Source organism: Pseudothauera lacus (assembly GCF_003034845.1).
Classification (GTDB): domain Bacteria; phylum Pseudomonadota; class Gammaproteobacteria; order Burkholderiales; family Rhodocyclaceae; genus Pseudothauera; species Pseudothauera lacus.
Map to the genome: position 1 here is coordinate 109705 of NZ_PZKC01000010.1, position 26077 is coordinate 135781.

Annotated in this window: 28 protein-coding genes; 13 read left to right on the forward strand and 15 right to left on the reverse strand. The window is 69.3% G+C overall.

Annotated features, from left to right (window positions below; translation table 11 throughout):
• Nucleotides 1–269: 269 nt before the first annotated feature.
• From C8261_RS17855 to C8261_RS12670, 3 genes are all read right to left on the reverse strand, one after another.
• A complete protein-coding gene (locus C8261_RS17855; RefSeq protein ID WP_408003218.1) occupies nt 270–371 on the reverse strand; it encodes a ribbon-helix-helix domain-containing protein in 102 nt (33 codons plus the stop codon).
• A 362-nt stretch (nt 372–733) separates the two neighbouring features.
• On the reverse strand, nt 734–2377 hold the full coding sequence (gpmI, locus tag C8261_RS12665; RefSeq protein ID WP_107494083.1) for a 2,3-bisphosphoglycerate-independent phosphoglycerate mutase: 1644 nt from the start codon (nt 2375–2377) through the stop codon (nt 734–736).
• 68 nt (nt 2378–2445) lie between these two features.
• Complete coding sequence (locus tag C8261_RS12670) at nt 2446–3075, reverse strand: SAM-dependent methyltransferase (RefSeq protein ID WP_107494084.1); 630 nt, start codon at nt 3073–3075, stop codon at nt 2446–2448.
• Nucleotides 3076–3254: 179 nt separating this feature from the next.
• Here C8261_RS12670 and C8261_RS12675 point away from each other — a divergent pair, with 179 nt between their 5' ends.
• Together C8261_RS12675 and C8261_RS12680 are read left to right on the forward strand one after the other, a co-directional pair.
• Nucleotides 3255–3836: an NnrU family protein gene (locus C8261_RS12675; protein ID WP_107494085.1), complete on the forward strand. Its 582-nt coding sequence runs from the start codon at nt 3255–3257 to the stop codon at nt 3834–3836.
• Nucleotides 3837–3849: 13 nt separating this feature from the next.
• Complete coding sequence (locus tag C8261_RS12680) at nt 3850–4089, forward strand: hypothetical protein (RefSeq protein WP_107494086.1); 240 nt, start codon at nt 3850–3852, stop codon at nt 4087–4089.
• Here the strand turns inward: C8261_RS12680 and C8261_RS12685 are convergent.
• Both C8261_RS12685 and C8261_RS12690 read right to left on the reverse strand, forming a co-directional pair.
• Nucleotides 4067–5797, reverse strand: a complete 1731-nt coding sequence (locus tag C8261_RS12685) for an ATP-binding protein (protein ID WP_219905203.1) — start codon at nt 5795–5797, stop codon at nt 4067–4069. The two genes, C8261_RS12680 and C8261_RS12685, sit on opposite strands and share 23 nt — an antisense overlap.
• Before the next feature lie 95 nt (nt 5798–5892).
• A complete protein-coding gene (locus C8261_RS12690; protein ID WP_107494088.1) occupies nt 5893–6642 on the reverse strand; it encodes a M48 family metallopeptidase in 750 nt (249 codons plus the stop codon).
• A gap of 199 nt (nt 6643–6841) precedes the next feature.
• Between C8261_RS12690 and C8261_RS12695 the strand changes: the two genes are divergently transcribed.
• The 5 genes from C8261_RS12695 to C8261_RS12715 all read left to right on the forward strand — a co-directional run bounded on the left by C8261_RS12695 (nt 6842) and on the right by C8261_RS12715 (nt 10116).
• The gene (locus C8261_RS12695; protein ID WP_107494089.1) at nt 6842–7444 is read left to right on the forward strand and encodes a response regulator; all 603 of its coding nucleotides are present in this window, start codon (nt 6842–6844) and stop codon (nt 7442–7444) included.
• A 67-nt stretch (nt 7445–7511) separates the two neighbouring features.
• Nucleotides 7512–8147: an acrylate utilization transcriptional regulator AcuR gene (acuR, locus tag C8261_RS12700; RefSeq protein ID WP_107494090.1), complete on the forward strand. Its 636-nt coding sequence runs from the start codon at nt 7512–7514 to the stop codon at nt 8145–8147.
• Between the two features lie 45 nt (nt 8148–8192).
• The gene (gene acuI / locus C8261_RS12705) at nt 8193–9176 is read left to right on the forward strand and encodes an acrylyl-CoA reductase (NADPH) (protein WP_107494091.1); all 984 of its coding nucleotides are present in this window, start codon (nt 8193–8195) and stop codon (nt 9174–9176) included.
• A gap of 39 nt (nt 9177–9215) precedes the next feature.
• Nucleotides 9216–9794, forward strand: a complete 579-nt coding sequence (locus C8261_RS12710; RefSeq protein ID WP_107494092.1) for a peroxidase-related enzyme — start codon at nt 9216–9218, stop codon at nt 9792–9794.
• A gap of 151 nt (nt 9795–9945) precedes the next feature.
• The gene (locus C8261_RS12715; protein ID WP_107494093.1) at nt 9946–10116 is read left to right on the forward strand and encodes a DUF1127 domain-containing protein; all 171 of its coding nucleotides are present in this window, start codon (nt 9946–9948) and stop codon (nt 10114–10116) included.
• Nucleotides 10117–10174: 58 nt separating this feature from the next.
• On the opposite strand, the gene C8261_RS12720 is transcribed toward C8261_RS12715, so the two are convergent.
• The 3 genes from C8261_RS12720 to C8261_RS12730 form a co-directional block, all read right to left on the reverse strand.
• Nucleotides 10175–11044, reverse strand: a complete 870-nt coding sequence (locus C8261_RS12720; RefSeq protein WP_107494094.1) for an FHA domain-containing protein — start codon at nt 11042–11044, stop codon at nt 10175–10177.
• Between the two features lie 110 nt (nt 11045–11154).
• Nucleotides 11155–12084, reverse strand: a complete 930-nt coding sequence (gene ttcA, locus C8261_RS12725) for a tRNA 2-thiocytidine(32) synthetase TtcA (RefSeq protein ID WP_107494095.1) — start codon at nt 12082–12084, stop codon at nt 11155–11157.
• An 83-nt stretch (nt 12085–12167) separates the two neighbouring features.
• Nucleotides 12168–12908 (reverse strand): pteridine reductase, encoded by a 741-nt coding sequence (locus C8261_RS12730; protein ID WP_107494096.1) that lies wholly within the window; start codon nt 12906–12908, stop codon nt 12168–12170.
• Between the two features lie 117 nt (nt 12909–13025).
• Between C8261_RS12730 and C8261_RS12735 the strand changes: the two genes are divergently transcribed.
• Nucleotides 13026–14183: a class I SAM-dependent methyltransferase gene (locus C8261_RS12735; protein ID WP_107494097.1), complete on the forward strand. Its 1158-nt coding sequence runs from the start codon at nt 13026–13028 to the stop codon at nt 14181–14183.
• A 6-nt stretch (nt 14184–14189) separates the two neighbouring features.
• Here C8261_RS12735 and C8261_RS12740 read toward each other — a convergent pair whose 3' ends face one another.
• The 7 genes from C8261_RS12740 to C8261_RS12770 all read right to left on the reverse strand — a co-directional run bounded on the left by C8261_RS12740 (nt 14190) and on the right by C8261_RS12770 (nt 19107).
• The gene (locus tag C8261_RS12740) at nt 14190–14477 is read right to left on the reverse strand and encodes a hypothetical protein (RefSeq protein ID WP_107494129.1); all 288 of its coding nucleotides are present in this window, start codon (nt 14475–14477) and stop codon (nt 14190–14192) included.
• Nucleotides 14478–14616: 139 nt separating this feature from the next.
• Nucleotides 14617–14820, reverse strand: coding sequence for a hypothetical protein (locus tag C8261_RS12745; protein ID WP_107494130.1), 204 nt, complete (start codon nt 14818–14820; stop codon nt 14617–14619).
• A 195-nt stretch (nt 14821–15015) separates the two neighbouring features.
• The gene (locus C8261_RS12750; protein ID WP_107494098.1) at nt 15016–15822 is read right to left on the reverse strand and encodes an alpha/beta hydrolase; all 807 of its coding nucleotides are present in this window, start codon (nt 15820–15822) and stop codon (nt 15016–15018) included.
• Nucleotides 15819–16439 (reverse strand): glutathione S-transferase family protein, encoded by a 621-nt coding sequence (locus C8261_RS12755; protein WP_107494099.1) that lies wholly within the window; start codon nt 16437–16439, stop codon nt 15819–15821. Before C8261_RS12755 ends, C8261_RS12750 begins: the two co-directional genes overlap by 4 nt.
• Complete coding sequence (locus C8261_RS12760) at nt 16436–17188, reverse strand: SDR family NAD(P)-dependent oxidoreductase (RefSeq protein WP_107494100.1); 753 nt, start codon at nt 17186–17188, stop codon at nt 16436–16438. The genes C8261_RS12755 and C8261_RS12760 overlap by 4 nt, the downstream gene beginning before the upstream one ends.
• The gene (locus C8261_RS12765; protein WP_107494101.1) at nt 17185–17853 is read right to left on the reverse strand and encodes a DsbA family oxidoreductase; all 669 of its coding nucleotides are present in this window, start codon (nt 17851–17853) and stop codon (nt 17185–17187) included. The genes C8261_RS12760 and C8261_RS12765 overlap by 4 nt, the downstream gene beginning before the upstream one ends.
• 21 nt (nt 17854–17874) lie before the next feature.
• Entirely contained in the window at nt 17875–19107 is a 1233-nt protein-coding gene (locus tag C8261_RS12770; protein WP_107494102.1) for a lytic murein transglycosylase, read from the reverse strand.
• Nucleotides 19108–19295: 188 nt separating this feature from the next.
• Between C8261_RS12770 and C8261_RS12775 the strand changes: the two genes are divergently transcribed.
• From C8261_RS12775 to recC, 5 genes are all read left to right on the forward strand, one after another.
• Nucleotides 19296–20483 carry an aminotransferase-like domain-containing protein gene (locus C8261_RS12775; RefSeq protein ID WP_107494103.1) on the forward strand — a complete coding sequence of 396 codons (1188 nt, stop codon included), beginning with the start codon at nt 19296–19298 and terminating at the stop codon, nt 20481–20483.
• Nucleotides 20484–20621: 138 nt separating this feature from the next.
• Nucleotides 20622–21047 (forward strand): RNA polymerase-binding protein DksA, encoded by a 426-nt coding sequence (dksA, locus tag C8261_RS12780; protein WP_107494104.1) that lies wholly within the window; start codon nt 20622–20624, stop codon nt 21045–21047.
• Nucleotide 21048: 1 nt separating this feature from the next.
• The gene (locus C8261_RS12785; protein ID WP_235864917.1) at nt 21049–22167 is read left to right on the forward strand and encodes a CobW family GTP-binding protein; all 1119 of its coding nucleotides are present in this window, start codon (nt 21049–21051) and stop codon (nt 22165–22167) included.
• Nucleotides 22167–22448: a membrane protein insertion efficiency factor YidD gene (yidD, locus tag C8261_RS12790; RefSeq protein WP_107494106.1), complete on the forward strand. Its 282-nt coding sequence runs from the start codon at nt 22167–22169 to the stop codon at nt 22446–22448. The genes C8261_RS12785 and yidD overlap by 1 nt, the downstream gene beginning before the upstream one ends.
• A 46-nt stretch (nt 22449–22494) precedes the next feature.
• On the forward strand, nt 22495–25878 hold the full coding sequence (gene recC, locus C8261_RS12795) for an exodeoxyribonuclease V subunit gamma (protein ID WP_107494107.1): 3384 nt from the start codon (nt 22495–22497) through the stop codon (nt 25876–25878).
• Nucleotides 25879–26077 lie beyond the last annotated feature (199 nt).

Consider the following 26077-nt stretch of genomic DNA (forward strand, 5'->3'; position numbering starts at 1 on the left):
CTCAGAAAGCGACTCACAGGTTCAGCCTGATGAGCTCGACAACGAAATTTTTGTATGAAGCCGCTGGCATTCCACGCCAGAGTTCATGAGCAAACCTGACACGGCTGATTTCGCCTCGCATGACCATCCTATGCAAATCCTCGTACCCCTGCGCACCCGTGCGCGCAGCCCGTCGAAGTAGGCCTCGGTCACCGGCGCGGTGGGGCAGATGCCGCACCGGCAAGCAGCAGGTCGCGCAGCTGTTGGCGGTCCTGACCCTTGCGGATCAGTTAGCCCACGTACTCGCTGCTGGTGCCGTAGCCACCCTGGCAGACCAGCCCGTCGACGAAGGCCCTGACGCTGGCAGCCAGCGAGATGTTCATCGTGCTCATGGGTTCAGCTTGGGCTTCTTGGCAAAAGCAGGCAATAAGCGTGAGCAGAAGCGCGGGCGGAAGTCGCGCAAGTCGTCGCGACCGGCAAGTTCGGGGAGTGCGGTGCAGGGGCCGGGGAATAAGGGTGAGAACCGGGTCGGTGCGCCGCCGTTTATATAGAGATTAGCGAAGTTACTAGGAAACGATAACTTCGCTAATCTAGCTATAAATGGCCGCTGGATGCGGTCGAAGGGGCGTCTTGCGCGGCCTGTTTGCCGAATGCTGCGCGGCGGGCCAGGGGTTTGGTAGGAGCGGGCTTGCCCGCGATGCGGCGGTCGTTTTCCCGCGGGCCGTATCGCGGGCAAGCCCGCTCCTACAGGGGGTCAGCGGACTTCGAGCAGGCTGTCGTCCCAGGCTGCGTGCTTTTCGAGGCCGATCAGGTTGGCGACCGTGGCGGCGATGTTGGACAGGCCGGCGCCGTCGAGCGCCTTCAGCCCCAGCCTGCCGCCTGTGGCCTTGTCGTAGAGCACCAGCGGCACGGGGTTCAGGGTGTGGGCGGTCTTGGCCTTGTAGGAGCCGTCGGGGTTCTGCGCGGGCTGCTTGGTCTTCTTGTCGAGCTCGAACATCTCGTCGGCGTTGCCGTGGTCGGCGGTGATCAGAGCGACGCCGCCGGCCGCTTCGATGGCGGGCAGCAGGCGAGAGAGCGCGAGGTCGACCGCTTCGATGGCCATGGTGGCGGCGCGGAAGTGGCCGGAGTGGCCGACCATGTCGCCGTTGGCGTAGTTGCAGCGCAGCACCTTGTACTGGCCGCTGCGGATCGCTTCGATCATCGCGTCGGTGATCTCGGCGGCCTTCATCCACGGGCGCTGCTCGAAGGGCACGACGTCGCTGGGCACTTCCTGCCAGGTCTCGCCGGCGAACTTGTTGGAGCGGTTGCCGTTCCAGAAGTAGGTGACGTGGCCGAACTTCTGCGTCTCGGAGCAGGCGAACTGGGCGACGCCGCTTTTGGAGAACCATTCGCTCATGGTGTCGCGGATGGCCGGCGGGTCGACCAGGAAGCGCTTCGGCAGCTTGAGGTCGCCGTCGTACTGCAGCATGCCGGCGTAGGTCACTGCCGGGACTCGCACGCGCTCGAACTTGTCGAACCCGGCGCCTTCCTCGAAGGCGCGGGTGATTTCGATGGCGCGGTCGCCGCGGAAGTTGTAGAACACCACCGCGTCGCCGTCCTCGATGGTGCCCACCGGGGCGCCGTCGCGGGCGATGACGAAGGGCGGCAGGTCCTGGTCGATGGTGCCGGGCAGGCGCTGGCGCAGCGCGCGCACCGCCTCGGAGGCGCTGGCGAATTGTTCGCCGCGGCCCAGTACGTGGGTGTGCCAGCCCTGTTCGACCATCTTCCAGTTGGCGTCGTAGCGGTCCATGGTGATGACCTGACGGCCGCCGCCGGAGGCGATCCGGGCGTCGAAGCCGGCGGCCTGCAGCTCGCCGAGAAAGGCTTCGAAGGGTTCGAGGTAGTCGAGCGCGCTGGTCTCGGGCACATCGCGCCCGTCGAGCAGGGCGTGGATGCGCACCGCGCCCACGCCTTCGTCGCGCGCGCGCAGCACCAGGGCCTTGAGGTGGTCGATGTGGCTGTGCACGTTGCCGTCGGAGAACAGGCCGATCAGATGCAGCACGCCACGGCCGGCCTTGGCGCCGGCGACCACCTGCTGCCAGGCCGCGCCCTGCCAGATGGCGCCCGAGGCGATCGCCCCGGCGACCAGCGCGGCACCCTGCGCATACACCTGGCCGGCGCCGATGGCGTTGTGGCCGACTTCCGAGTTGCCCATGTCCTCGTCCGAGGGCATGCCCACCGCGGTACCGTGGGCGCGCAGGGTAATGTGCGGATGCTGGGCGAACAGGGCGTCGAGGGTCGGCTTGCGGGCGGCGGCGATGGCGCTGCCGAGCTCGGTCTTGGGAAGGCCGTAGCCGTCCATGACGATGACGACCACCGGGCCGGCGATGCCGGGGAAGGACGGGAGCTTGTTCAGCATGCGGGGTTCCTGCGTCAGGGAATGCGGAGAATCCGCCATTTTAGCGGATCCGCCGGGTGCGTCCGCGCCTACTCCGGCTTGCGCGCCACCATGCCGATCAGCGCGGACTGGCCGACGTGGCCGCTGCCTTCGCTGATATGGTCTTCGTACTCGACCAGCTCTTCGATCTGCCAGTCGCCGAAGGCGGCCTGGAGGAGTTCGGCGGTGTACAGGTTCTCCACCGCCGACGGGCCGCCGGTGCGGTATTCGAGCTGGCGGGGGGTGTAGCCCTGCAGGAGGATGCGGCCGCCCGGGCGGGTGAGCTGCTTCATGGCTTCGAACTGGCGTTCGCGCCATTCGGGGCCGACGAACTGGATGAAGATGCCGACGGTCCAGTCGAAGGCATCGTGGAGCGCTGCGGGCGGCCAGCCGGGGGCGAGGATGTCGGCCTGCACGAAGTCCACTGCGACCTTGCGCGCGGCGGCGAGGTGGCGGGCCTTCTCGATGGCGACCGCGGAGATCTCGATGGCGGTGACCTCCAGCCCCAGTTCGGCCAGCCACACCGAGTTGCGCCCTTCGCCGTCGGCAATGGAGACGGCGTTGCGGCCGCTTTGCAGCAGATTCTCGCGGCGGGCCAGGAAGCGGTTGGGTTCGGTGCCGAAGAGATAGTCGGTGCCGGCGTCGCGGTAGCGTTTGCTCCAGATGCTGTCCTGGTCCATGAGGGCTCCTTGTGAGTGGGTGCAGGCGTATGTCAGCGCGGCGGGGCAGACGTTCCCGCGCTGCTGCGCTTTTCCTTTGTTGCCATGCGGCGCAGCGGTGGCGGCAGCAAGAAATGCGGGCTGGCCACCGAATGATGCGAAAATCGGCCGCTGATGAACAGTGTGGTGGAGGACGACCGATGACTGCCTTGATCGTGGGCCTGATGCTTTTTCTCAGCACTCATTCTGCGCGCATTTTTGCCGATGCCAACCGCAGCCAGTACATCGCCCATTACGGCCTGATGAAGTGGAAGCTGGCGTATTCGCTGGTCTCCGTCGTCGGTCTGGGGCTGATCGTGTGGGGCTACGGGCAGGCACGGCTCGATCCGCTGTATCTGTGGTTCGCGCCGGTGTGGACGCGCCATCTGGCCGTGCTGTTGATGCTGCCGGCGATGGTGCTGCTGGTGGCGGCCTATGTGCCGGGCACGTGGATGAAGGCGCGCCTGGGGCATCCGATGTATGCCGGGGTGAAGCTGTGGGCGCTCGCCCACCTGCTCTCCAACGGCACGCTTGCCGACGTGCTGCTGTTCGGCAGCTTCCTGGCCTGGGCGATTGCCGGTTTCGTCAGCGCGCGCCGGCGCGATCGTGCCGCCGGGCTGGCGCCGGCGCGCGCGGCGTGGTCGCGCGATGCCATTGCCGCGGTGGCCGGCGGTGCGCTGTGGTTTGCCTTTGCGCGCTATCTGCACGTGCCGCTGTTCGGCGTCGCGCCGCTGGGCGTTTGAGGAGGGCGGCGCGATGACGATGAGCTACGAGCAGCACCTCGACGAGGTCACCACGCTGATCACCGAGAAGTACGACGTTGCCGACGACGACGCCATTGCGATGGTGATGCGCGCGCAGGCCGACGACTTCTTCAGCGGTCATGACGACGATCCGTCGATCTGTACGCTGGACCGTGCCCACGCCGATGCCCGCACGGTGTTCCGCCAGTACGGCAAGGCCGGCGGGCGGCTCAGCGCGCCGGGGGCAGGCTGACGGTGAAGCAGCAGCCGCCGTCGGCGCGCTCGGCGACGTCCACGGTGCCGCCGTGGAGGCGGACGATGTGGTCGACGAGGTAGAGGCCAAGCCCGTAACCGGCGACCTCCTGGCCTTCGCGGCGGTAGTACTTGCTGAAGATCCACGGCCTGTCGGCGGCCGGGATGCCGGGGCCGCGGTCGCAGACGCGCACCGCCACGTTGCCGGCGGCGCTGCGTTCGGCGTGCAGGGTGATGGGGCTGCCCGGCGGTGAGTACTTGAGGGCGTTGTCGACGAGGTTGTGGACACAGATGTCGAGCAGCTCGCGGTCGCCGTGCACGACGGCAGGTTCGGCCCAGACCTCGATGTGATGGCCGCGGGTGTCGGTGCGGCGGGCGTAGTCGGCGACCTTCTCGAGGAGGGCGGCGATGTCCAGGGGTTCGGCGTTGGCGCGCCATTTGGCCCCTTCGAAGCGGTCGAGCCTGAGGGCGTTGTCGATCAGCCCGGCAATGCGGCCGACGGCCTCCTGGTGGCGCTCGCGGATGCGCTGGCCGTCCTCGCCGTCGAGCTTGCCGGCCAGTTCGAGCAGGTCCATGGTCGATTGCACCACCGACAGCGGGGTGCGGAATTCGTGACCGATCATGCGCAGGAACTGGTGCTGGGCGACGTTGGCCTTCTTCTCTTCCTGCAGCGCCTGCAGCAGGCGCTCGCTGGTCAGTTCGAGATCGTGGGCGAGGCGGGTGCGTTCGGCGATCTCGGCCTGCAGGCGGCTCTGGCTTTCGCTGAGCACGGTGTTGATGCGCCGCAGGCGGTAACTCCAGTAGTAGGACAGCGCGGTGAGCAGCAGCAGCACGCCGGCAATGCGCAGCAGCGGGCCGTAATCCACCGGCTGGACGATGCGGATATTGACGTGGCGGTTGATGATTTCCTCACGCTCGCGCGCGCTGATGCTGGCAATGGCCTTGTCGAGGATGTCGCGCAGCATGGGTTCGCCGTGCAGCACACCCATGCGCAGGTGGTTGGTGTAGTCGGCGGGGGCCTGGCCGGCGATCTTGAGGGTGAACAGGCCCTCCTTGCGGATGGTGTAGGCGGCGACGGTGAGCGAGCGCAGGGTCATGTCCGCCTCGCGCCGCGAGACGGCATGGAAGACCTCGTTCTCGGTGGGCACGGTGAGTACGCGCAGGTTGGGAAAGTCGCGCCGCACGCGCTCTTCCATCGAGGTGCCGGTGGGCAGCACGATGCTGCGCTCGCTCAACTGCGCGGCGGCGGTGATGTAGGGGTGTTCCTCGCGGGTGATGAAGACGTTGGGCTCGATCAGCAGGGCGTCGGTGAACACCAGCCACTGCTCGCGCTCCGGGGTCTGGTTGAGGAAGGGCAGGATGAGCACCTCGCCGGCGCGCGACATCGCCAGCGCCTCCTCCCAGTCGCGCGGCACGACGTAGGAAAAACGGATGTCGAGGCGGGCGGCGATGAGATCGAGGAGATCGGCGGTGATGCCGCTGAAGTTGCCGTGCTCGTCGAAGTACTCGAAGGGCAGCCAGTCCGGGTCGGGGGCTACGGTGAGCGGACCCAGTCCTTCCAGGTAGCGGCGTTCCTCCGCGCTCAGGGCAATGCGCAGGGTGGAGGTCGCGGGCGTTGCGGGCGACTCGGCGGAGCTGCCCCCGCGTTGCGCCTGCAGGGCGTATGCAGCGACGGCTGCCGCCAGTGTGACGGTCGCTACGATGGCCACCCGGCGCCAGCCGTGGAGGCGCCGGGGCGAGCTATGTGGGGCGGGCGGCTGGGGCTTCATGGCGCCCCGAATTTAGCACAGCCGCCCGGCGCGCCTCAGGCCTGGGCGCGCATGCGGGTGGCGCGTTCGCGCGGGCTGGGGTGGGTGGACAGCCACGATGCACCGGCACCGCCGCTCAGTTCGTCGAGCTTGTCGAGTGCGCTGGCACAGGCTGCAGGCGGATAGCCGTTGGCTTTCATGAAGCGCATGGCGTAATCGTCGGCCTCGTTCTCGTTGGCCTGCGAGTGACGGGCGAGGATGACCTGCTCGAACAGCGCGCCGAGCTCGGAGTCGGCCAGGGCCGCGGCCTTGTCGCCGGAGGCTGCCACCGCGCCTTTCAGCGCTTCGGTGCGCAGCGCGGCCTGGATGCGCGAGCGCGTATGGCCGGCCTGCACGTGGCCGATTTCGTGGCCGATGACGTAGCGCACTTCGTCGTCGCTGAAGCGGTCCATCAGTCCGCTGTAGACGCGGATGGTGCCGTTGGCCATCGCGAAGGCGTTGACCTCCGGGGTCAGGTAGGCCTTGATGTCGAGCTTGAGGCCGTCGTACTGCTCAAGGCCGCTGGCGAGCTTCTGCAGGCGCTGGCCGTAGGGGTCGCGGGGGCCGGCGACGCGGTTTTCCGCATCCATGCGCACCGCCATCTGGTCGAAGTAGGCCTTCAGGTCGGCGTCGGAGAGGGTCTCGGCCTGCACCAGGGTCTTGCCGGCGTCGAGCATGCGGCCGAGGTTGAACTGCGCCCAGGCCGGATTGACCGCACTGACGCCCGAGGCCAGGGCGGAAAGGAGCAGGAATTGGCGACGTTTCATGGGGGAGACTCCAGAGTGGGGTGAGGCCCTGCAGGGCGATGCGGACGGCATTGTACATCTGTCATCAAAACGATGACGACGGCAATTGAAGGTCAACGTATAATTCCGTGCAGATACCCCAACGTGTCTTGGATGCCGGGCGAAACCACAACAGAAGCCGCCACGCAGCGGCCGGTCGCCCACAACAGGGAAGCTGCTCGTGGGTCTGTTCGACAAGTTCCTTGCCGTGTTCGGCAAGTCCTCCGCCCCTGCTGCGCCGGCTGCGCCGGTCGCCGTGCCCCCCTCTTCTGCCGAGGTCATCGTTGCGGTCAGCAACCGGGTAGACCGGCGTGTGCGTCCGCGGCGAAATCCGTCACCGGGCACGCGGGTGCTGCTCATCGATGATTCCCCCACCATCCTCGCCGCGCTGCGCAAGACCCTTGTCTCGGCCGGTTGTGCGACGGTGGAGGCGGCGGACGCCGAAAGCGGGCTCGAACATGCCCGCACCCAGCGCCCCGACCTGATCTTCCTCGACATCGTGCTGCCCGGCATGAACGGCTTTGCCGCCCTGCGCCAGTTGCGCCGCGATCCGGCCACGCGCGACATTCCGGTGATCATGATCAGCGGCAACGAACAGGCCGCCGAGCAGTTCTTCGGCAGCCGCATCGGTGCCGACGACTTCATGAAGAAGCCCTTCGCCCGCCACGAGATCTTCGCCCGCATCGAACGCCTGCTCGACGCCGAAGGTGTGCCGCGCCGCCGGGTCGAGGCGGTGCCGCCGCTGCAGGTGGTCGCTCCCGTGACGGCTGCTGCGCGCGCCTGAACACTTCCCGGGGGTGTCAGGGATGGCCGGGGTGGATATTTCGAGACGGCCGGTCTAATATCTCCCCATGAGTTCCCCGACCCCTGTCCGCCGCGGTCCCGGACGCCCGCCGCGGCGTGCCGCCGACGGCCTTGAGACCCGCTCTGCGCTGATCCGCTGCGGCACTGCGGTGCTCACCGAAAAGGGCTTTGCCGCTGCCGGCATCGACGAGGTGCTGCGCAGCGTCGGGGTCCCCAAGGGCTCGTTCTACCACTACTTCGACAGCAAGGAAGCCTTCGGTCAGGCGGTCATCGATCACTACGCGGCCTATTTCGCCCGCAAGCTGGCGCGCTGCTTCGAGGACCGCACGCTGACCCCGCTGGCGCGGGTGCAGGCCTTTGTCGACGATGCCTGCGCGGGCATGGCGCGGCACGATTTCCGCCGTGGCTGCCTGATCGGCAACCTCGGCCAGGAGATGGCCGTGCTGCCGGAATCCTTCCGCGCCCGCCTGGAAGCGGTGTTCGCAGACTGGCAGCAGCGCCTCGCCGCCTGCCTGGCGGAGGCCGTCGCTGCCGGGGAGCTGCGCGCGGGAGCCGATTGCGATGCCCTTGCGGCGTTCTTCTGGATTGGCTGGGAAGGCGCCGTGCTGCGTGCCAAGCTGGTGCGCAGCGCCGCGCCGCTGCGCTGCTTCGCCGCCGGTTTCATGGCCGGCCTGCCGCGCTGATTTTTTTGTTCGATTTGAGACGATCGGTCTAAAAAGGAGGAGACGATGTTCAAGGCTGTATTGATCAACAAGGATGAGGCCGGCTACCGTGCCGCGCTTGCCGAGCTCGACGAGGGCGCGTTGCCGGCCGGCGACGTCAGCATCAAGGTGGCTTATTCCACCCTCAACTACAAGGACGGTCTGGCGATTACCGGCAAGGGTCCGGTGGTGCGCAGCTTTCCGATGGTGCCGGGGATAGACCTTGCCGGCACCGTCGAGGAGAGCACCCACCCGGCGTTCGCGGTGGGCGATGCGGTGGTGCTCAATGGCTGGGGGGTGGGCGAGACCCACTGGGGCGGGCTGGCACAGAAGGCCCGCCTGCGGGGCGACTGGCTGGTCCCCCTGCCGGCGGCGTTCTCTGCCCGCCAGGCGATGGCCATTGGCACTGCGGGCTATACCGCGATGCTGTGCGTGATGGCGCTTGAACAGCACGGCGTGCGCCCCGGCGATGGCGAGGTGCTGGTGACCGGCGCCAATGGCGGCGTCGGCAGCGTGGCGGTGGCTGTGCTGGCCCGCCTCGGCTACCGCGTCGTCGCCGCCACCGGGCGACCCCAGGAGGCCGACTACCTGAAGGCCCTTGGTGCTGCGGAGATCATCGAACGCAGCACCCTCAACGCCCCGGGCAAGCCGCTTGCCCGCGAACGCTGGGCGGGGGCGGTGGATACGGTGGGCAGCCACACGCTGGCCAACGTCTGCGCGTCGATGCGCTACCGCGGCACCGTGGCGGCCTGCGGTCTGGCCCAGGGGATGGATTTCCCGGCGACGGTGGCGCCCTTCATCCTGCGCGGGGTGACGCTTGCCGGGGTGGACAGCGTGATGGCGCCTTACGCGCTGCGCATGGAAGCCTGGCAGCGCCTGGCGCGCGATCTCGACCCCGCCGTGCTGGAGATGATGGTCGAGGAGATCGCCCTCGGCGAGGTCATCGACACCGCCGCCCGCCTGATGGCGGGGCAGGTGCGTGGGCGCGTGGTGGTGGATGTGAACCGCTGAGTGCGGGTGGATAGCGCAGCACTGACAAGGAGAGACCGCATGACTGACCGTATCAGCCGCTTTGCCGTACCGGAACTCGCCGAGCTGCCGGAGGATGTGCGCGCGCGCATCCTCGCCGTGCAGGAGAAGGCCGGTTTCGTGCCCAATGTCTTTCTCATGCTGGCGCATCGGCCGGCGGAGTTCCGGGCCTTCTTTGACTACCACGATGCCCTGATGGAGAAGGATGTCGGGCTCAGCAAGGCCGAGCGCGAGATGATCGTCGTTGCCACCTCGGGCGCCGGCAACTGCCTGTACTGCGTCGTCGCCCATGGCGCGGTGCTGCGCATCCGCGCCAGGCACCCGCGGGTGGCCGACCAGCTGGCGACCAATTACCGCAAGGCGGAGATCACGCCGCGCCAGCGTGCCATGCTCGACTTTGCGATCAAGCTGTCCACTCGTGGCGGCGAGGTCGAGGATGCCGATTTCGATGCCTTGCGTGCCCACGGTTTCGACGACGAGGCGATCTGGGACATCGGCGCCATCACTGCCTTCTTCAGCATGAGCAACCGCCTCGTGCACCTCACCGGCACGCCCCCGAACGAGGCCTTCTACCTGATGGGACGGCTGCCGAAGCAGTGAGGCAGATGGACACAGTTGGCCGGCATGGAACGGGTACAGTGTTCTGTGTCAGCCATCTGTGCCCTGCACAATAATTGATTTCTGAGGCTGTATCCGTAGATGCCGGCGGCCTATCCTGTCATGACCTCAAACGCTTCTGGAGGACAGGAAGATGCTGATCATCGAATTGCTGCGCAGGACGCGCCTCCATCTGCTCTACGGCCTGCGGCGCCAGCGTACCCGCAAGGAACTGCTCGACCTCGACGCCCGCGCGCTGCGCGACATCGGCCTGAGCCGCGAACAAGCCATCCAGGAAGGACGCAAGCACTTCTGGCAGCGCTGAGGCGGGCGGGGGCGTGCGCGTCCCCGGCCGGTCCTGCACCCGCAGGACGGGTGACAGCCTACAGCGTCTCGAAGAACACCAGGTCGCGCTCGACCTCGTTGGCCGAGAAGCCACAGCCGATGCGCCCGGGGCCGGTGAGGAGCATCTCTTCGCGCTTGACACACTTTTCGCTGCGCCCTTCAAGGGCTACGAAGGTGCCGTTGGTGCTCTGATCGACCAGGAAGAAGCCGCCGGCGCGCCGCTCGATGCGGGCGTGCTGGCGCGAGGCGCGCGGGTCGATGATGACCACGTCGTTGCCGTGTTCGCGCCCCATCAGCAGCATCGGGCGCTGGTCGTCGACGATGATCTCGGCCTGCTGGTGGCGGATGCGCAGCTGTTGCGACACCCGTACCGGTGGCGGCAGCGAGTTCACCACCCCGGTCTTGTGGCTGAGTTCGTACACCGGCCACTCGAAACCATTCACCGTATGACCGGAGAAACCGTCCGCGCCGGCAAAGTGCCGGGCCGGGGCGGAGAGCTGGGCGACTGCCGGGGCGCTGGCCAGGGCCTGCCCGGGGGTGGCCGCGGTGGCCAGCTTGCGGGCCTGGGTGAGGCCGATGCCGCGCGGCGGCACGGTCGCTTCAAGGGGGCCGTAATGGACGCCGATGCGGGTGGCCAGTTGCACGCCGCTGGTCGGCGGCAGGCTCATCACCCGCTCGAGCATCTCGCAGGCGGCGAGCACCGCCGCGTCGCAGCGCGGGAAGACCGAGGCGACCCAGGCCGGGTGGCGCTCGATGGGGGTGCCGCTGTTGGACTCCATCACCCGATCGATGCGGTTCAGGCAGCGTTCCACCGCATGACGGGCCTCGTCGGCCCCCAGGCGTTCGGAAAGTCTTTCGCCGCCGGTGACTTCGGCTACGAGGATGCAGGCGTTGTTTCGCTCGCTCATGATCGGAATGCAGTGGGTCCGGTTGCTGTCGGTATTGTTATTGCTGCGGGAGTCGGGGCTGCAAGGGGATCATGATGAGCAAATGCTGCGGTGCGCGCAAGTGCCGCACGTCACGTTGATGTGCCGACGGACGGCGCGCGGGGGCTGCCGACATGGATGATCTCTGCCGCCGGGGCGGGCAGTTCGGGCGGGTCGAAGGCGGTGTCGCCCTCGCTTACCACGGTGTCGCGGGTGAGGCCCTGGAAGTCGAACAGGCGCTGGTCGGCGAGGTGCGAGGGCACCACGTTCTGCAGCGCGGTGGCAAGCGATTCGATGCGCCCCGGGTAGTCGCGCGCCCAGCCGTTGAGCATGGCCTTGATCTGCTTGCGCTGGGCGTTTTCCTGCGAGCCGCAGAGGTTGCAGGGGATGATGGGGTACTCCATCGCGCGGGCGAAGCGCGCGATGTCGTTCTCGGTGCAGTAGGCCAGCGGGCGGATGACCACGTGCTGACCGTCGTCGCTGACCAGCTTGGGGGGCATGGCCTTGATCTTGCCGCCGAAGAACATGTTGAGGAACAGGGTCTCCAGCATGTCGTCGCGGTGGTGGCCGAGGGCGATCCTGGTGGCGCCGATCTCGCGCGCCACGCGGTAGATGATGCCGCGGCGCAGGCGCGAGCACAGCGAGCAGGTGGTCTTGCCCGCGGGGATCTTGTCCCGGACGATGGAGTAGGTGTCTTCGGTGACGATGCGGTATTCCACGCCGATCGACTCGAAGTAGGCCGGCAGCACGTCTGCGGGGAAGCCGGGCTGCTTCTGGTCGAGGTTCATCGCCACGATGCGGAAGTCCACCGGCGCGCGCTCGCGCAGGGCGAGGAGGATGGAGAGCAGCGAGAAGGAATCCTTGCCGCCGGACACGCACACCATCACCGTGTCGCCGTCGGCGATCATGTTGAAGTCGGCGATGGCTTCGCCGACGCCGCGTTCGAGCTTCTTCTTGAGGCGCAGGAAGGTGTTGGAGAAGCGGTTGTCCGCGTTCTCGGCGGTCTGGGGGGAGAGGCTCACGGCGTCGTCCGGGAAGGGAAAAAGGCCGCAATATTATACGCTTGGCTGCGGCCTTCGACCGCTTCGGCGTCGCCGCGGGGCGCTCACAGGCGGGCGCTGCGGCCGCCGTCAACGGCCAGGATCTGCCCGGTTACGTAGGGCGCGTCGAGCAGCAGGAAGCGCACCGCACCGGCGACGTCGGCGGCACTGCCTTCGCGGCCGAGCAGGGTGTGGCGGACGATGTCGGCACGCTCGGCGGTGGAGAACTGGCCGTCCTCGGGCCATTCCACCGGTCCCGGGGCCACTGCGTTGACGCGCACCGCAGGGGCCAGTTCGAGGGCCAGCGCACGGGTCAGCCCGAGCAGCCCGGCCTTGGCCGCGCAGTACAGCGGATAGTGGCGCAGCGGACGCTCGGCATGGATGTCGACGATGTTGACGATGGCCCCGCCGGCCGCCTGCAGGTGAGGCGCTGCGGCCTGGGAGAGGAACAGCGGGCCCTTGAGGTTGGAGCCGATGAGGTCGTCCCAGGCCGCGGCGTCGATCTGTCCGAGGGGGGTGGGAAAGAAGCTGGAGGCGTTGTTCACCAGCCCGTCGAGGCGGCCGGCCCGGGCCAGGGCCTGCTCGACGACCGCTTCAGGTGCGCCGTCGGCGGCCAGGTCACCGGCCGCCAGCCAGGCCGAGTGCGGGCGGGCGGCGTTGAGCGTGTCGGCCAGCGCCTGCGCCGCGTCGGCCGAGTTGCGGTAGTGCAGCACCACGCTGGCACCGGCGGCATGCAGGTGGCGGGCGATTTCCGCGCCGACGCGGCGCGCGGCACCGGTTACCAGGATCACGGGGGCAGTACTCATCGGTTTCGCCAGGAAATGCTGATCAGGATGTCCAACTTGCCGGTCAATGATGCCCGCTCGCGCGGGGCACCGCCAGCGCACGGGTAGAATGCGGGCTTTTCACCGCGGACGGCCGCCATGAATCTGCCCCAACCCTCCGCCGACGCGCTCGACCAGAGCGCGCGCCTGCTCGCGCTGGTGCATGCCGAAGTGGCTGCGGCGGGCGGTTGGCTGCCGTTCTCGCGCTACATGGAGCTGGCCCTCTACGCCCCCGGACTGGGGTATTACAGCGGCGGGGCGCGAAAGTTCGGCCCCGGCGGCGATTTCATCACCGCACCGGAGCTCACCCCGCTGTTCGGCCAGGCGCTCGCCGCCCAGGTCGAGCAGGTGATGCGGGCCAGTGCCGCTCACGTCATCGAGGCCGGCGCCGGCACCGGCCTGCTGGCCGCCGATCTGCTGCTCGACCTGGAGCGTCGCGGCTGCCTGCCGGAGCGCTACGACATTCTGGAGCTTTCCGGCGAGCTGCGTGCGCGTCAGGGTGAAACCCTGGCGCGCAAGGTGCCCCATCTGGCGGCGCGGGTGCGCTGGCTGGACGCGCTGCCGGAGCACTTCAGCGGTGTGCTGGTGGCCAACGAGGTGCTCGACGTGATGCCGGTGCATGTGGTGGTCAGCCGTGCCGAGGGGCTCTTCGAGCGCGGCGTGGCCGTGGCCGGCGAGGCGCTGTGCTGGGCCGACCGCCCGGCGCACGGCGAGGTGCTGGCGGTGGCGCGCGCGCTCGATCTGCCGGTGCCGCAGGACGGCGAGTACGTCAGCGAGATCTGTCCGGCGGCACGTGCCTGGGTGGCGGAATGGGGGCGCCGCCTGCAGGCCGGCGCCCTGCTGCTGATCGATTACGGTTACCCGCGCGGGGAGTACTACCTGCCGGCGCGCGCCGGCGGCACGCTGCTGTGCTACTACCGCCACCACGCCCATGGCGATCCCTTCCTGTGGCCGGGGCTCAACGACATCACCGCCTTCGTCGATTTCACCGCGGTGGCGGAGGCCGGCTTCGATGCCGGGCTGGAGGTCTACGGTTACACCAACCAGGCGCATTTTCTCTACAACTGCGGGGTGCTGGCCTGTCTGGAGGGGCGCGGCGAGCGCGAGAGTGCGGACTACATCCGCGCCGCGCGTGCGGTGCAGCGCCTCACGGCGCCGCAGGAGATGGGGGAGTTGTTCAAGGTGCTGGCCCTCGGCCGCGGCCTCTCCGGGGGGCTGCTGGGCTTTGCCCGCGGCGACCGCGTGCATGCCCTGTAGTTGCGCTCAGGCGGCGGCGGAGCTGCCCAGGCTGCATTCGCGCTGACTGCACTTGGCGACACCGAAGGGGGTGCGCACCAGCAGCGGGTAGCTGGCGCCGCTGAAGGGGCCGTAGCTGCCGATGTTGTAGCCCACCACCTGGCCGCTGACATGGCCGATGCAGACGCTGCGGCCGATGCGGTAGCCGGCGTGGATGGCGCTGTTGATGGCTGCGCGCACGGCGCCCGGCCAGGGTTGGGCGGGGGTGTCGACACTGCGGGCGCCGTCGACGAGAGCGAGATCCTTCCTGTCCATGATGGCCTCCATTCGGTGGCAGGCGCCCCGCGCCTTCCGGCACGGGCCGTCCTGAGTCCATCTTCCCACCGTGGGTGCCGCGGGCGAGGGCGGAACAGCGGCCGAAAAGGCCCGGTTATCCGCGCCGCCGGGCGGCGCCCTATTCCTGGTTGCGGTACATCGCCGCGAGGAAGGCGTCGATGTCCTCGGGGGGCGGCAGGTGGCGTTCCGGCGTGCGACAGTGTTCGACCTGCTGCAATCCGGGCTCGGGGCGGGGGAGCCAGCCGGCGTCGAGAATCTCGTCGTCGTAGGCGGGTTCGGGGTCGGCGACTCTGCCCGTGCTCATTTCCATGACGATCACCATGATGGCCTCCGCAACGCTTGCCACAATCACTTGCCGTTCAGCTGTGTTAACGGCTTTGCTGGCTATAACTTGAGTAGCAGGCGTTGGCAGCGGGCAGCACCCAGGTGGCTGCCCTCGCTTCGATCATGGAGGTAAATCCGTCGTCTTGCCAGTACGGATCAACCCTGACTGCGGTAATAATTCACGCCAATGGCATCAGAGCTGGCGTTCGTCCAGCCAGCCGGCGATGAAGGCGGCTACTTTCTCCCAGTCGCGCTCGAGCATCATGCCGTGCCCCATGTCGGCGAAGATCTCCGCCTGGCGGCCGTAGACGGTGGCGGTCATCAGCACCTGGTCGGGGGGGATGAGGTGGTCGTGCTCGGCGCCGAGGATGAGCATCGGCGGGCGGTGCATGAGCGCCGGACGCGGCAGGTTGAACAGCGTCATGTCCCAGATCGCGCGGTGCGATTCGGGCTGGCTGAGGCGGTAGTAGCGCAGCAGCGTGGCGTCGTCGATGGGCTGGTGGAAGAGGGCGTCGCGCAGGCTGTCGAGCTGAGGCTGGCCGCCGCCCATGATGCGGTTGAGGTCGGCGAGCAGGCTGGGCTTCTTGAACATCAGCCCCATCGCCGAACCCATCAGGCCCTGCGGAGGTACCGAGGACATCAGCACCACTGCGGGGACGTCGCTGCGTTCGAGGTATTTCTGCACCACCATGCCACCCATCGAATGGCCGATCAGCACCGGCGTCTCGGGCAGCGCGGCAACGACTTCGCCGAGGTCGGCGACGTAGTCGTCGAGGGAGAAGGCGTCGAGCGGCGTGCTCGCACGGCTGCCGCCGTGGCCGGAGAGCGAGAGCGCGTAGCTGGTCCAGCCGCGGGCGGCGAACCAGGGCAGGAAGTGCTCATCCCAGCACCACGCCGCAGTGTAGGCGCCGTGCACGAAGAGCAGCGGGGTGGGGCGCGCGGGCTGGCCGGCAGGGGTGTGACAGAGGACTTCGAGTTCGCCGAAGCGGGAGGTGTTCATCGGGGGATCTCCATGCCGCGCTGGACGGCAGGGCGCGAGGCGATCTTGTCGAACCAGCGCCGCAGGTTGGGGTAGTCGGCAAGGCTGATGCCCTGCCATTCGTGCCGGGCGATCCACGGGTAAGTGGCGATGTCGGCAATCGAATAGGTGTCGCCGCCCAGCCAGCTGTGGGCGGCCAGGCGTTTGTCGAGCACGCCGTAGAGGCGTGCTGCTTCGTCAGTGTAACGCTGGATGGCGTAGGGAATGCGCTCGGCGGCGAAGCGGCGGAAGTGGTGGGCCTGGCCGAGCATGGGGCCGACGCCGCCAACCTGCAGCATCAGCCACTGCAGCACTTCGCTGCGCGCGCGCGGCTCGGCGGGCAGCAGGCGGGCGCATTTTTCCGCCAGGTAGATGAGGATGGCGCCGGATTCGAACACCGTCAGTGCGGTGCCGCCAGGGCCGTCGGCGTCCACGATGACGGGGATCTTGTTGTTCGGGTTGAGGGCCAGGAAGGCGGGGTCGAACTGCTCGCCGGCGGTGATGTCGATGGTCTGCACGCGGTAGGGCAGGCCGAGCTCTTCGAGGGCGATGGAGACTTTCTGGCCGTTCGGGGTGGCCCAGGTGTAGAGGGTGATCATGTCTGCCACAGGGGTGCCAGTTCGGCGTTGCGGATATCGTTCTCGTGGTTGCCGAAGCGCGCGTCGTCGGCGTCGAGGAGCAGCCAGGTGAGGAAACGGGCGACCGTTTCCGGGGTGGCGAGCTGGCCGCGCGCCTTGAGCTGGCGGAAGGCGTCGACGTCCGGGAAGGCGGTCTCGTCGAGGGCGCGGATGGTGGCCTGCATGGGGGTGTCGACCACTCCCGGGCGGGCGCTGCCGACGACGATGCCGCGTTCGCGCAGTTCTTCATGCCAGCACTGGTAGAGCATGTGCAGGGCACTCTTGGAGATGCAGTAGGGCCCCCAGCCGGCGAGCGCATTGTGGGCGGCGCCGGAGGAAATGTGGAGGATGCGTGCGCCGGCCTGCAGCTGCGTCAGCAGGGCCTGGGTGAGGAACAGCGGCGCGGCGAGGTTGGTTTCCCAGTGACGCCGGAAGGCTTCGCGGTCGAGGGTGGCGAGCGGTCCCGCGGGTTCGATGACGCCGGCGTTGTGGACCACCCACTGCGGACTGCGGCCGCCGAGGGCGGCAAGCACGCGGGCGGGGGCATCGGCGTCGGCGAGGTCGAGCGCCAGCGCTTCGGCGTCGGCCGGGTGGCGGCTGACGAGGGCGTCGAGCAGGGCCGCGCGGCGACCGATGGCGAGGACCCGGCAGCCGCGCGCGATGAGCGCTTCTGCAAGGGCCAGGCCGATGCCGCTGCCCGCTCCGGTGACGATGGCCAGGGCCTTGCTCATGCCTGCCCGCCTTCGCCGAGCGCCTGCAGGATGGTGGCGCCGAGCACTGCCGCGGATTGGGCGCCGGCCACCCCGATCTTGCGGTGGATGATGAAGAACGGAACGCTGTCCACGCCCTGCCGGCGCAGGCCGCCGGCCATGCGCTGGACGGCTTCGCGGTCGGCATCGCTGGCCAGGTATTCGGCGATCTCGTCGCGCCGTTCGCCACTGCCGGCGGCCAGCTCGGCAAGGGTTTCGGGGTCGCCGATGTCGAGTCCGAGCTGGAAGTGGGCGCGGAACAGTGCGTCGGTGAGTGCTGCCACCCGTGCCGGAGTGCTGCCCAGGCGCTGGGCGCGGTAGCACAGGCGGTGGGCGAGCAGGGTGTTGGGGCGGCTGCGGATGCGCTCGAAGGCGAAGCTGAGGCCGTCGCCGGCGGCGGCAGCGCTGACTTCGTCGAGCACGCGCTGGGCGCCCTGCGGGCCGCCGAACTTGGCTTCCAGGAAGGGGCGGTAGGGTTCGCCGGCGGGCGGGGTGTCGGGGTTGAGGAAGAAGGGCAGCCAGTTCACCCGCAGGTCGAGCCCGGGGCGCTCGGCGCGCAGTTCGGCAATGGCCTTGTCGAGGCGGACCTTGCCGAGGAAGCACCACGGGCAGACGAAGTCGGAGACGAGATCGATGTCGAGAGTCATGCGTAATCCGCTGAGAGGGTGTCAGTCCTGCCGGCGCAGCATTTCGAGCAGACGCTGACCGGCACGGCCATCCGCTTCGAGGCCGAGCTGGCTCTGGAGTTCGGCGATGGCACGGCGGCTGCGGGTGCCGAGCATGCCGTCCACCTCGCCGATGTCGAAGCCGCGGGCGAGCAGCAGGCGCTGCACTTCGCGGCGTTCGGCGCGGCTGAGGCCGGGGTCGTCGGTGGGCCAGGGGGTGTGGAAGTGCGCCGCACCGCCGTCGATGCGGTCGGCGAGGTGGGCGATGGCGAGGGCGTAGCTCTCCGCGGCGTTATAGGAGAAGAGGGCGTCGAAATTGCGCAGGGTGAGGAAGGCCGGGCCGTCGATGCCGGCGGGCAGGATCAGCCCGGCGCGTTCGGCGGCAGCCGGCAGCGCGCTGCCGTCGGCGCGCCGCACACCGAGGGCGGCCCATTCCTGCACGCTGCGCTTGGCGCGGCGCCCCGCCCGCGCGCTGTCGAAGCCCGCCGGCAGGCGGACTTCGATGCCCCACGGCTGTCCGTGCTGCCAGCCCGCCTGGGCGAGGAAGTTGGCTGTCGAGGCGAGCGCGTCGGGGATGCTGCTGATGAGGTCGCGGCGCCCGTCGCCGTCGAAATCGACCGCCAGGCGCTTGAAGGTGGACGGCATGAACTGGGTGTGGCCGAAGGCGCCGGCCCATGAGCCGGTAAGGCGTTCGGGGTCGACGTGGCCTTGTTCGACGATCTGCAGCGCGGTGAAGAACTCGCCGCGGAAGAAATCCTGCCGTCGCCCGAAGCACGACAGCGTGGCCAGCGACTGCAGCAGCGGGCGCTGGCCGAAGTTGCGTCCGTAGTTGCTTTCCACCCCCCACACCGCCACCACGGTGGCGGCATCGACGCGATAGCGCGCTTCGATGGCGGCCAGGGTGTCGGCCCACTGTGCGCGCATGGCCTGGCCATCGGCGACGCGTTCGGCGTCCACCAGGCCGGCGAGGTAGTCCCAGATCGCGGTGCGGAACTCGGGCTGGGCGTCGAGGAAGCCGATTACCGCCATGTCAGGACTGAGGCCGCGGGCGTGGGTGTCGAAGGTGGTGGTGTGCACGCCGCGCTGGCTGCTCTGCGCGCGCAGGGCGTCGAGGCAGCGGGCGAATTCGGCGTCGGCGCCGGCATCGGTGCTGACGGTGGCGGCCAGCAGGCTCAGCAGGACGCCAGCGAGGAAGGGCACGGGGGCGCGGGACGGGGAGGGCGGGAGCGGTGGCATGGAGGCATTTTATGCCCAAGCGGGCGCGCAGGTGCGGGCGATGGGGGAAGGGTGTGGCATTGTTGGCTGGCAGGCCAGGTGCACCGGCACAGTTTTCTGCTTTGTATTGAAAATTGTACCGGTACGCATGAGGCGTTCGGCTCTAGACTGCAGTTCGGCAATTTCCAGCCATCCGGCATTCGACGGCCATGAACTTCATCCTTGCGCGCCGCGCCCGAGCGCTCACCAGTTCGGCGATCCGTGAGATCCTCAAGGTCACCGAGCGTCCCGAGGTGATCTCCTTTGCCGGCGGGCTGCCGTCGCCGCAGAGCTTCCCGGTCGATGAGATCGCCCGTGCCAGCGTGCGCGTTTTCGGCCGTCAGGCCGCCACTGCGCTGCAGTACGGCCCCACCGAGGGCTATGCGCCGCTGCGCGAATGGGTGGCGGCCCGCCACGGCGTCGATGCGGCGCAGGTGATGATCACCACCGGCTCGCAGCAGGCCCTCGATCTGCTCGGCAAGGTCCTCATCGATGCCGGCAGCCCGGTGCTGGTGGAGACCCCTACCTATCTCGGCGCACTGCAGGCCTTCGCGCTCTATGAGCCGGTCTTTTGCGCCGTGGACTGCGATGCCGACGGCCCCCTGCCGCAGGCGCTGAGCGCCGGGCTGGCTGCCGGGGCGCGCTTCATCTACGTCCAGCCGAACTTCCAGAACCCCACCGGGCGACGCATGCCGCTGGCCCGCCGGCAGGAGCTGGTGGCGCGCGCCGCGGCGCTGGGGCTGCCGGTGGTGGAGGACGACCCCTATGGCGAACTGGCCTACGACGGCGAGCACCTGCCTTCACTGCGCAGCCTGGCGCCGAACGGGGTGGTGTATCTGGGGAGCTTCTCCAAGGTGCTCGCCCCCGGTCTGCGTCTGGGCTACCTGATCGCCCCGCCGGCGCTTTTCGGCAAACTCGTGCAGGCCAAGCAGGCCAGCGATCTGCACACCCCCAGCGTTGCCCAGCTGCTGGCCTGGGAGACGGTGCGCGACGGTCTCCTCGATACCCACCTCGACAGCGTCCGCGCGCTCTACGCCGGGCAGTGCGCAGCGATGCTGGGCGCGCTGGAACGCCACATGCCCGCCGGGGTGAGCTGGAACCGTCCGCAGGGCGGCATGTTCATCTGGCTCACCCTGCCCGCCGGGCTCGACGCCGGGGCGCTGCTCGACGCCGCGGTGGCGCGCAATGTCGCCTACGTGCCGGGGGCGGCCTTCTATGCCGGCGAGGGGCCGGTCAACACCCTGCGGCTGGCCTTCGTCACCGTGCCGCAGGCACTCATCGAGGAAGGCGTGGCCCGCCTCGGAGCGCTGTTTGCGGCGGCGCTGGCGGGGGATACGGCCGCGTCCTTGCCGGCCTGATCGACGGCGGCGGCATCGTAAGCCACCCCCTGAACGGAACCTGCCGCTACAATGCCGGGCTAGGCGCTCCCGCCCGGGGGTGCCAGGGAGACCGGGCATGGTCCGGCACAACGATACCGAATCAGAAACGGAGCAACGATGAACGCGACCGCAACCGCCCTGCCGACCGAGCAGGAGATGCTCTCGGCGCCGGCCGACGAGTACATGTCGCCCGCCCAGCTGGCCTTCTTCCGCAACCGTCTGCAGGACGAGATGAACCAGTTGCTGGAGAACGCTCACGAGACCACCACGCACCTGCAGGAGAACGAGGCCACGCCCGATCCCTCCGACCGCGCCAGCGTCGAGGAAGAGCACACCCTCGAACTGCGCGTGCGTGACCGCGAGCGCAAGCTGCTGAAGAAGATCGAGGAAGCCATCGCCCGCATCGATACCGGCGACTACGGCTGGTGCGAAGAGACCGGCGAGCCGATCGGCATCGGCCGGCTGCTGGCCCGCCCGACCGCGACGCTGTGCCTGGAAGCGCAGGAGCGCCGCGAAAAGCTCAAGAAGATGCATGGCGGCTGAGATGGCCGCTGCGTCGGTGGCTGCGGCCGACCGGCGTGTGCCGGTGAGCGTGCTCACCGGCTTTCTCGGTGCCGGCAAGACCACGCTGCTGAACTGGCTGCTGGCACAGCCCGAGGCGGCGGGCGCGGCGGTGCTGATCAACGAGTTCGGCGAAGTCGGCGTCGACCACCTGCTGGTCGAGAAGGTGGACGACAACGTCGTCCTGCTCGACTCCGGCTGCGTGTGCTGCAGCGTCCAGGGCGATCTGGTGAAGGCGCTGAAGGGCCTCTTCATGCGCGCCCTGCGCGGCGAGATTCCGCCGCTGCGGCGCGTCCTCATCGAGACCACCGGGCTTGCCGATCCCGCCCCGGTGATCCATACCCTGCTCGAAGAGCCCTTCATCGCCGAGCGTTACCGCTGCGACGGCGTGCTCACCGCCGTCGATGCCACCCACGGGCTGGAACAGCTCGGCAGCCAGCGCGAGGTGCTGCGTCAGGCGGCGATGGCCGACCGCCTGCTGCTTACCAAGTGCGACCTTGCCGATGAGCACGGGCGCGCCGCACTGGCGCAACGACTGAGCGAACTCAATCCCGGCGCCGGGCAGATCGAGGTGCGCGGCGGCGTGCCGGCCAGCGGTGTCGCGGCGCTGTTCGACTGCGGGCTCTACGACCCCGGCGGCAAGGTTGCCGACGTCGCGCAGTGGCTGGGCGAGGAGCGCCTGCGCACGCAAGCCCAGGCTGCCGCCGCGGCGCCCATGGCATGGCGCCGCGGTGCTGCCCCACGGCGTCCGGCCGGCACCCCGCAGCGCCATGACGAGGGTATCGAGAGCTATCTGCTGTGTTTTGACGAGCCCGTGCAGTGGTTCGGCTTTGCCGATGCCCTGGGACTCATCCTGCAGGTCTATGGTGAGCGCATCCTGCGCGTGAAGGGGCTCATCAACGTTGCCGGCGATCCCCTGCCGCGCGTCGTCCAGTGCGTCCATCACGTCGCCTATCCGCCGTCCTCCCTGCCCGCCTGGCCGCAGCGCCCGCCGTGCAACGACCGCCGCAGCCGGCTGGTGTTCATCGTCCGCGAACTGCCGCGCAGCGAGGTCGATACCATCTTCGCCAGTCTCGGCGGCCTCACCCCGCTGGCAGCCTGATGCGCTGGCTGCTGCGCGGGCTGATCCGCTTCTATCAGCTCTTCATCAGCCCCCTGCTGGGGCCGCGCTGCCGCTTCTACCCGACCTGCTCGCACTACGCCCTCGAAGCGCTCGACACCCATGGCGCGCTCAAGGGCTCGTGGCTGGCCCTGCGCCGCATCCTGCGCTGTCATCCCTGGCACCCGGGCGGCTTCGACCCGGTGCCGCCGCGCGCCGGCGAGCCGCCATCGTGCACCTGCGGCGATCACCCCGACGGCGGCCGCCCCCCTGCGCAGGACTGAAGCGCGGGCGCATACTGCCGCCTGACCAGCGCTGCTTTCCGCGATCATGCTCTCCGTCGTTTTCTCCAATCGTCACGAAGTCCTCCTCGAGGTGCTGCTGCAGCGCCTTGCCGAGGAGCGCCCGGGGCCGTTCGCGCAGCGCGAGGTGGTGGTGCCCGGCAGCGCCATGCGGCGCAGCATCGAACTGGCGGTGGCGGGACGCGAAGGGGTGTGCGCCGACCTGCGCTTCGACTACCTCGCGCAGTGGCTGTGGCGGCAGATCGGCCGTGTCGTCGAGGTCGGCGAGCGCTCGCCGTTCTCCCCCGCGCTGCTGACCTGGCGCATCTATGCCGAGCTCGGTGAAGAGGGCGCCGGCTGGGCGGCCCCGCATGAGCGTCTCGCCACCTATCTGGGCGCCGCCGATGCGCGCATGCGCCTCGAACTGGCGGCGCGCATTGCGCGTGTCTTCGATCACTACCTGACTTACCGGCCGCGCTGGCTGGCGGCCTGGAGTGACGGCCGCAGCGCGCTCGACGGTCTGCCGGCGAGCGCCGTGCACCGCGCCGACGAGGCCTGGCAGGGGGCGCTGTGGCGCCGGCTGCAGGCCAGCATGGCGCTGCGCCGGGAGCACCCCGCAGCGACCTTCCTGCAGCGCATCGCCGCCATGAACCCGGCCGAGCTCGCCGCCATCGGCCTGCCGCGCAGCGTGCATGTCTTCGCCCTGCCGGCGCTGCCGCCGCTCTATCTCGACATGCTGCGCGAACTGTCGCGGATGGTGGAGGTGCAGCTCTACGTCCTCAACCCCTGCCGCGAGTACTGGTTCGAGATCGTCGACGCGCGCCGCCTGTCGTGGCTTGCGCGCGGCCAGCGCGAACTCTTCCACGAGACCGGCAATGCCCTGCTCGCCGCCTGGGGGCGCCAGACCCAGGCCCACATCGACCTGCTCTTCGAAGGCGAGCGGGCGACGGTCGACTGCGCCGCCTTCGTTGCCCACCCCGGCGACCACCTGCTTGCCCGCGTACACAATGCCATCCTCGATCTCGTCGAACTCGAGGCGGGCAGCGTCACGCTGGGCGACGACGACCGCAGCATCGAGGTGCACGTCTGCCACGCCCGCAGCCGCGAACTCGAAGTGCTCCACGACCGTCTGCTCGGCCTGTTTGCCGCCGACCCGACGCTGCGCCCGCAGGACGTCGTCGTCCTCACGCCCGATCTCGACGGCTGTGCGGCACAGATCGAGGCGGTGTTCGGCAGCACCGATGCCGCGCGCCGCATCCCCTGGCGCATCACCGGCCTGCCGGCAAGCGGTGACAACGCCGTGGCGCGCGTCATCGACGCGCTGCTGGCGCTGGTCGGCGGGCGCTTTCCGGTTAGTGCGCTGTTCGATCTGTTGCAGCGCGAACCGGTGGCGGCGCGCTTCGGCGTCGACGCCGATGCGCTCGAATGCATCCACGACTGGCTGCAGGCTGCCGGCGCGCGCTGGGGGCTGAGTGCCGCAGACGCTGCGGCGGCCGGCCCGTACAGCATGGAAGAGGCCCTGCACCGCCTTTTCCTGGCCTGGGCCGCGGGTCCGGCGGCGCAGGCCGCCACCTTTGCCGGCCACCTCGGCGCCGCCGCCCCCGCCGGGCAGGAGGCCGAGTACCTGGGCCGGCTGTGGCGCTACGCCGACACCTTGCGCCGCCTGCGCCCGCAGCTGCTGCAGGCGCACAGCTTCGCCGACTGGCAGCGCCTGCTCAACGCCGCGCTCGATGCGCTGGTGGACGGCGGCCCGCGCTGGGCGGCGGAACTGCGCGAGGTGCGCGGCGCGATCGCCGAACTGTGCGCCACCATTGCCGAGGCCGGCGTCACCACAGCGCTGCCGCTGGCGGTGCTGCACCCGGCGTTGCTCGAGGCGCTCGATGCGCCTGCACGCGGCGGTGTGCCGGGCGGTGCGGTGACCTTCTCGGCGATCTCCGCGCTGCGTGGCCTGCCCTACCGCGTGGTGTGCGTGATCGGCCTCGACCGCGGTGCCTTTCCGGCCGTCGAGCGTGCCGCCGAGTTCGATCTGCTCGCCGCCTTTCCGCAGCGCGGCGACCGCCAGCGCCGCAACGACGACCGCAACCTCTTCCTCGATGTCGTCCTCGCCGCCCGCGATGTCCTGCACCTGTCCTACGTCGGGCGCAGCGTACGCGACGCCGCCGTGCTGCCGCCCGCGGTGCTGGTCGATGAACTGCTCGACGTCCTCGCCGCGGCCACCGCGGTCTCGCCGGCACAGCCCGAGGCGCTCGCTGCCGCCCGCCGCCGGCTGATCGTCGAACATCCGTTGCAGGCCTTCTCGCCGTCCTATTTCCTCGCCGCCGCGCGTCCTGATCCCCGCCTGCAGAGCTACCACGCCGAATATGCGCAGGCCCTCGCCGCGCGCCTGGCGGCACCGGTGCCGGCCACGGCGCTGGCGGCGGTGGCCGGCGAGGATGAGGGGGGCGCGGCGCTCGATGAGGGCGATGACGACGATGAGGCCGTCAGCGCTGCTGTTGCAGCACCCTTCTTCAGCTTTCCGCTGCCGCCCCCGGCAGCGCCCTGGCGCACGCTCGATGTGGACCGCCTGGTGCGCTTCTTCCGCCATCCCTGCCGCTACCTGCTGCGCGAACGCCTCGGCGTGGCGCTGCCCGAGAGCGCCGGGGTGCTTGCCGACGTCGAACCCTTTCTCCCCGACTTTGCCGGCCGCCGCGCGCTTGCCGGGCGCCTGCTGGCGGTGCTCGCCGATCCCGCGCTGAGCGCTGACGACGACGGCCTGCTGGCGCTCGCCCGTGCCGGTGGCGAGTACCCACCCGGCACCATCGGCGACGATGCGCTGCGTGCCGAACTGGCCCTGCTGCGCGACTTTGCCGCCGCGCAGCGCCCCTGGCTGGGGGTGCCCGGCACGGCCAGCACGACGCTGGAACTGGCGTGGACGCTGGAGGATGGCGAAGTGTGGACCCTGCGCGACAGCATTGCCCTGCCGCCACCCGGCCTCGGCCTGCTGCAGGCGCGCTACGACGATACCCGTGCCACCGACTACCTTGCTGCCTGGCTGCGCCACCTCGCGCTGTGCGCGGCCCTGCCGGCGGGCACAGCGCTGCCGTGCACCGGGCTTTCGCGCAACGGGCGCTTCGCCCTGCGCGCGGTGCCCCCGCAGGAGGCCGCTGCACACTTGCGCACCCTGGTGCACACCTACCGTGCCGGGCTGATGGAGCCAGCGCACTTCTTTCCGCGCTCGGCGTGGGCCTATGTCCTCGGCGGCAACAATGCCAACGCGGCGCGGCGCTGCTGGCTGGGTGGGCGTGAGGCCCACCATGGCGAAGGGGCCGATGTTGCCAACCGGCTGGCGTTGCGCGGCGTCGCTGAACCCCTCGACGGGCGCTTCTTCAGCCTTGCCGAGGCGCTGCTGGCGCCGCTGCGCGCGCAGCTCGACGACGAGCGTGTCGATCGATAGTCGTGCCTCGCGCGCGTTCCCTGCTGGCCGGGATGGGCCGTCGGGGAGATTCTGCTCAGCCGATTGACATGATTGCTTGCGCTCTCCCAGAATGACGCCCGCAATTGCATTTTGCATTGCACCACGGCGCGCGCCGCCAAGCCAGCTGGTCACTGCCAGGATCTCGTGCCGGGTGGGCCGATGGGCTCGCAACAGCTCC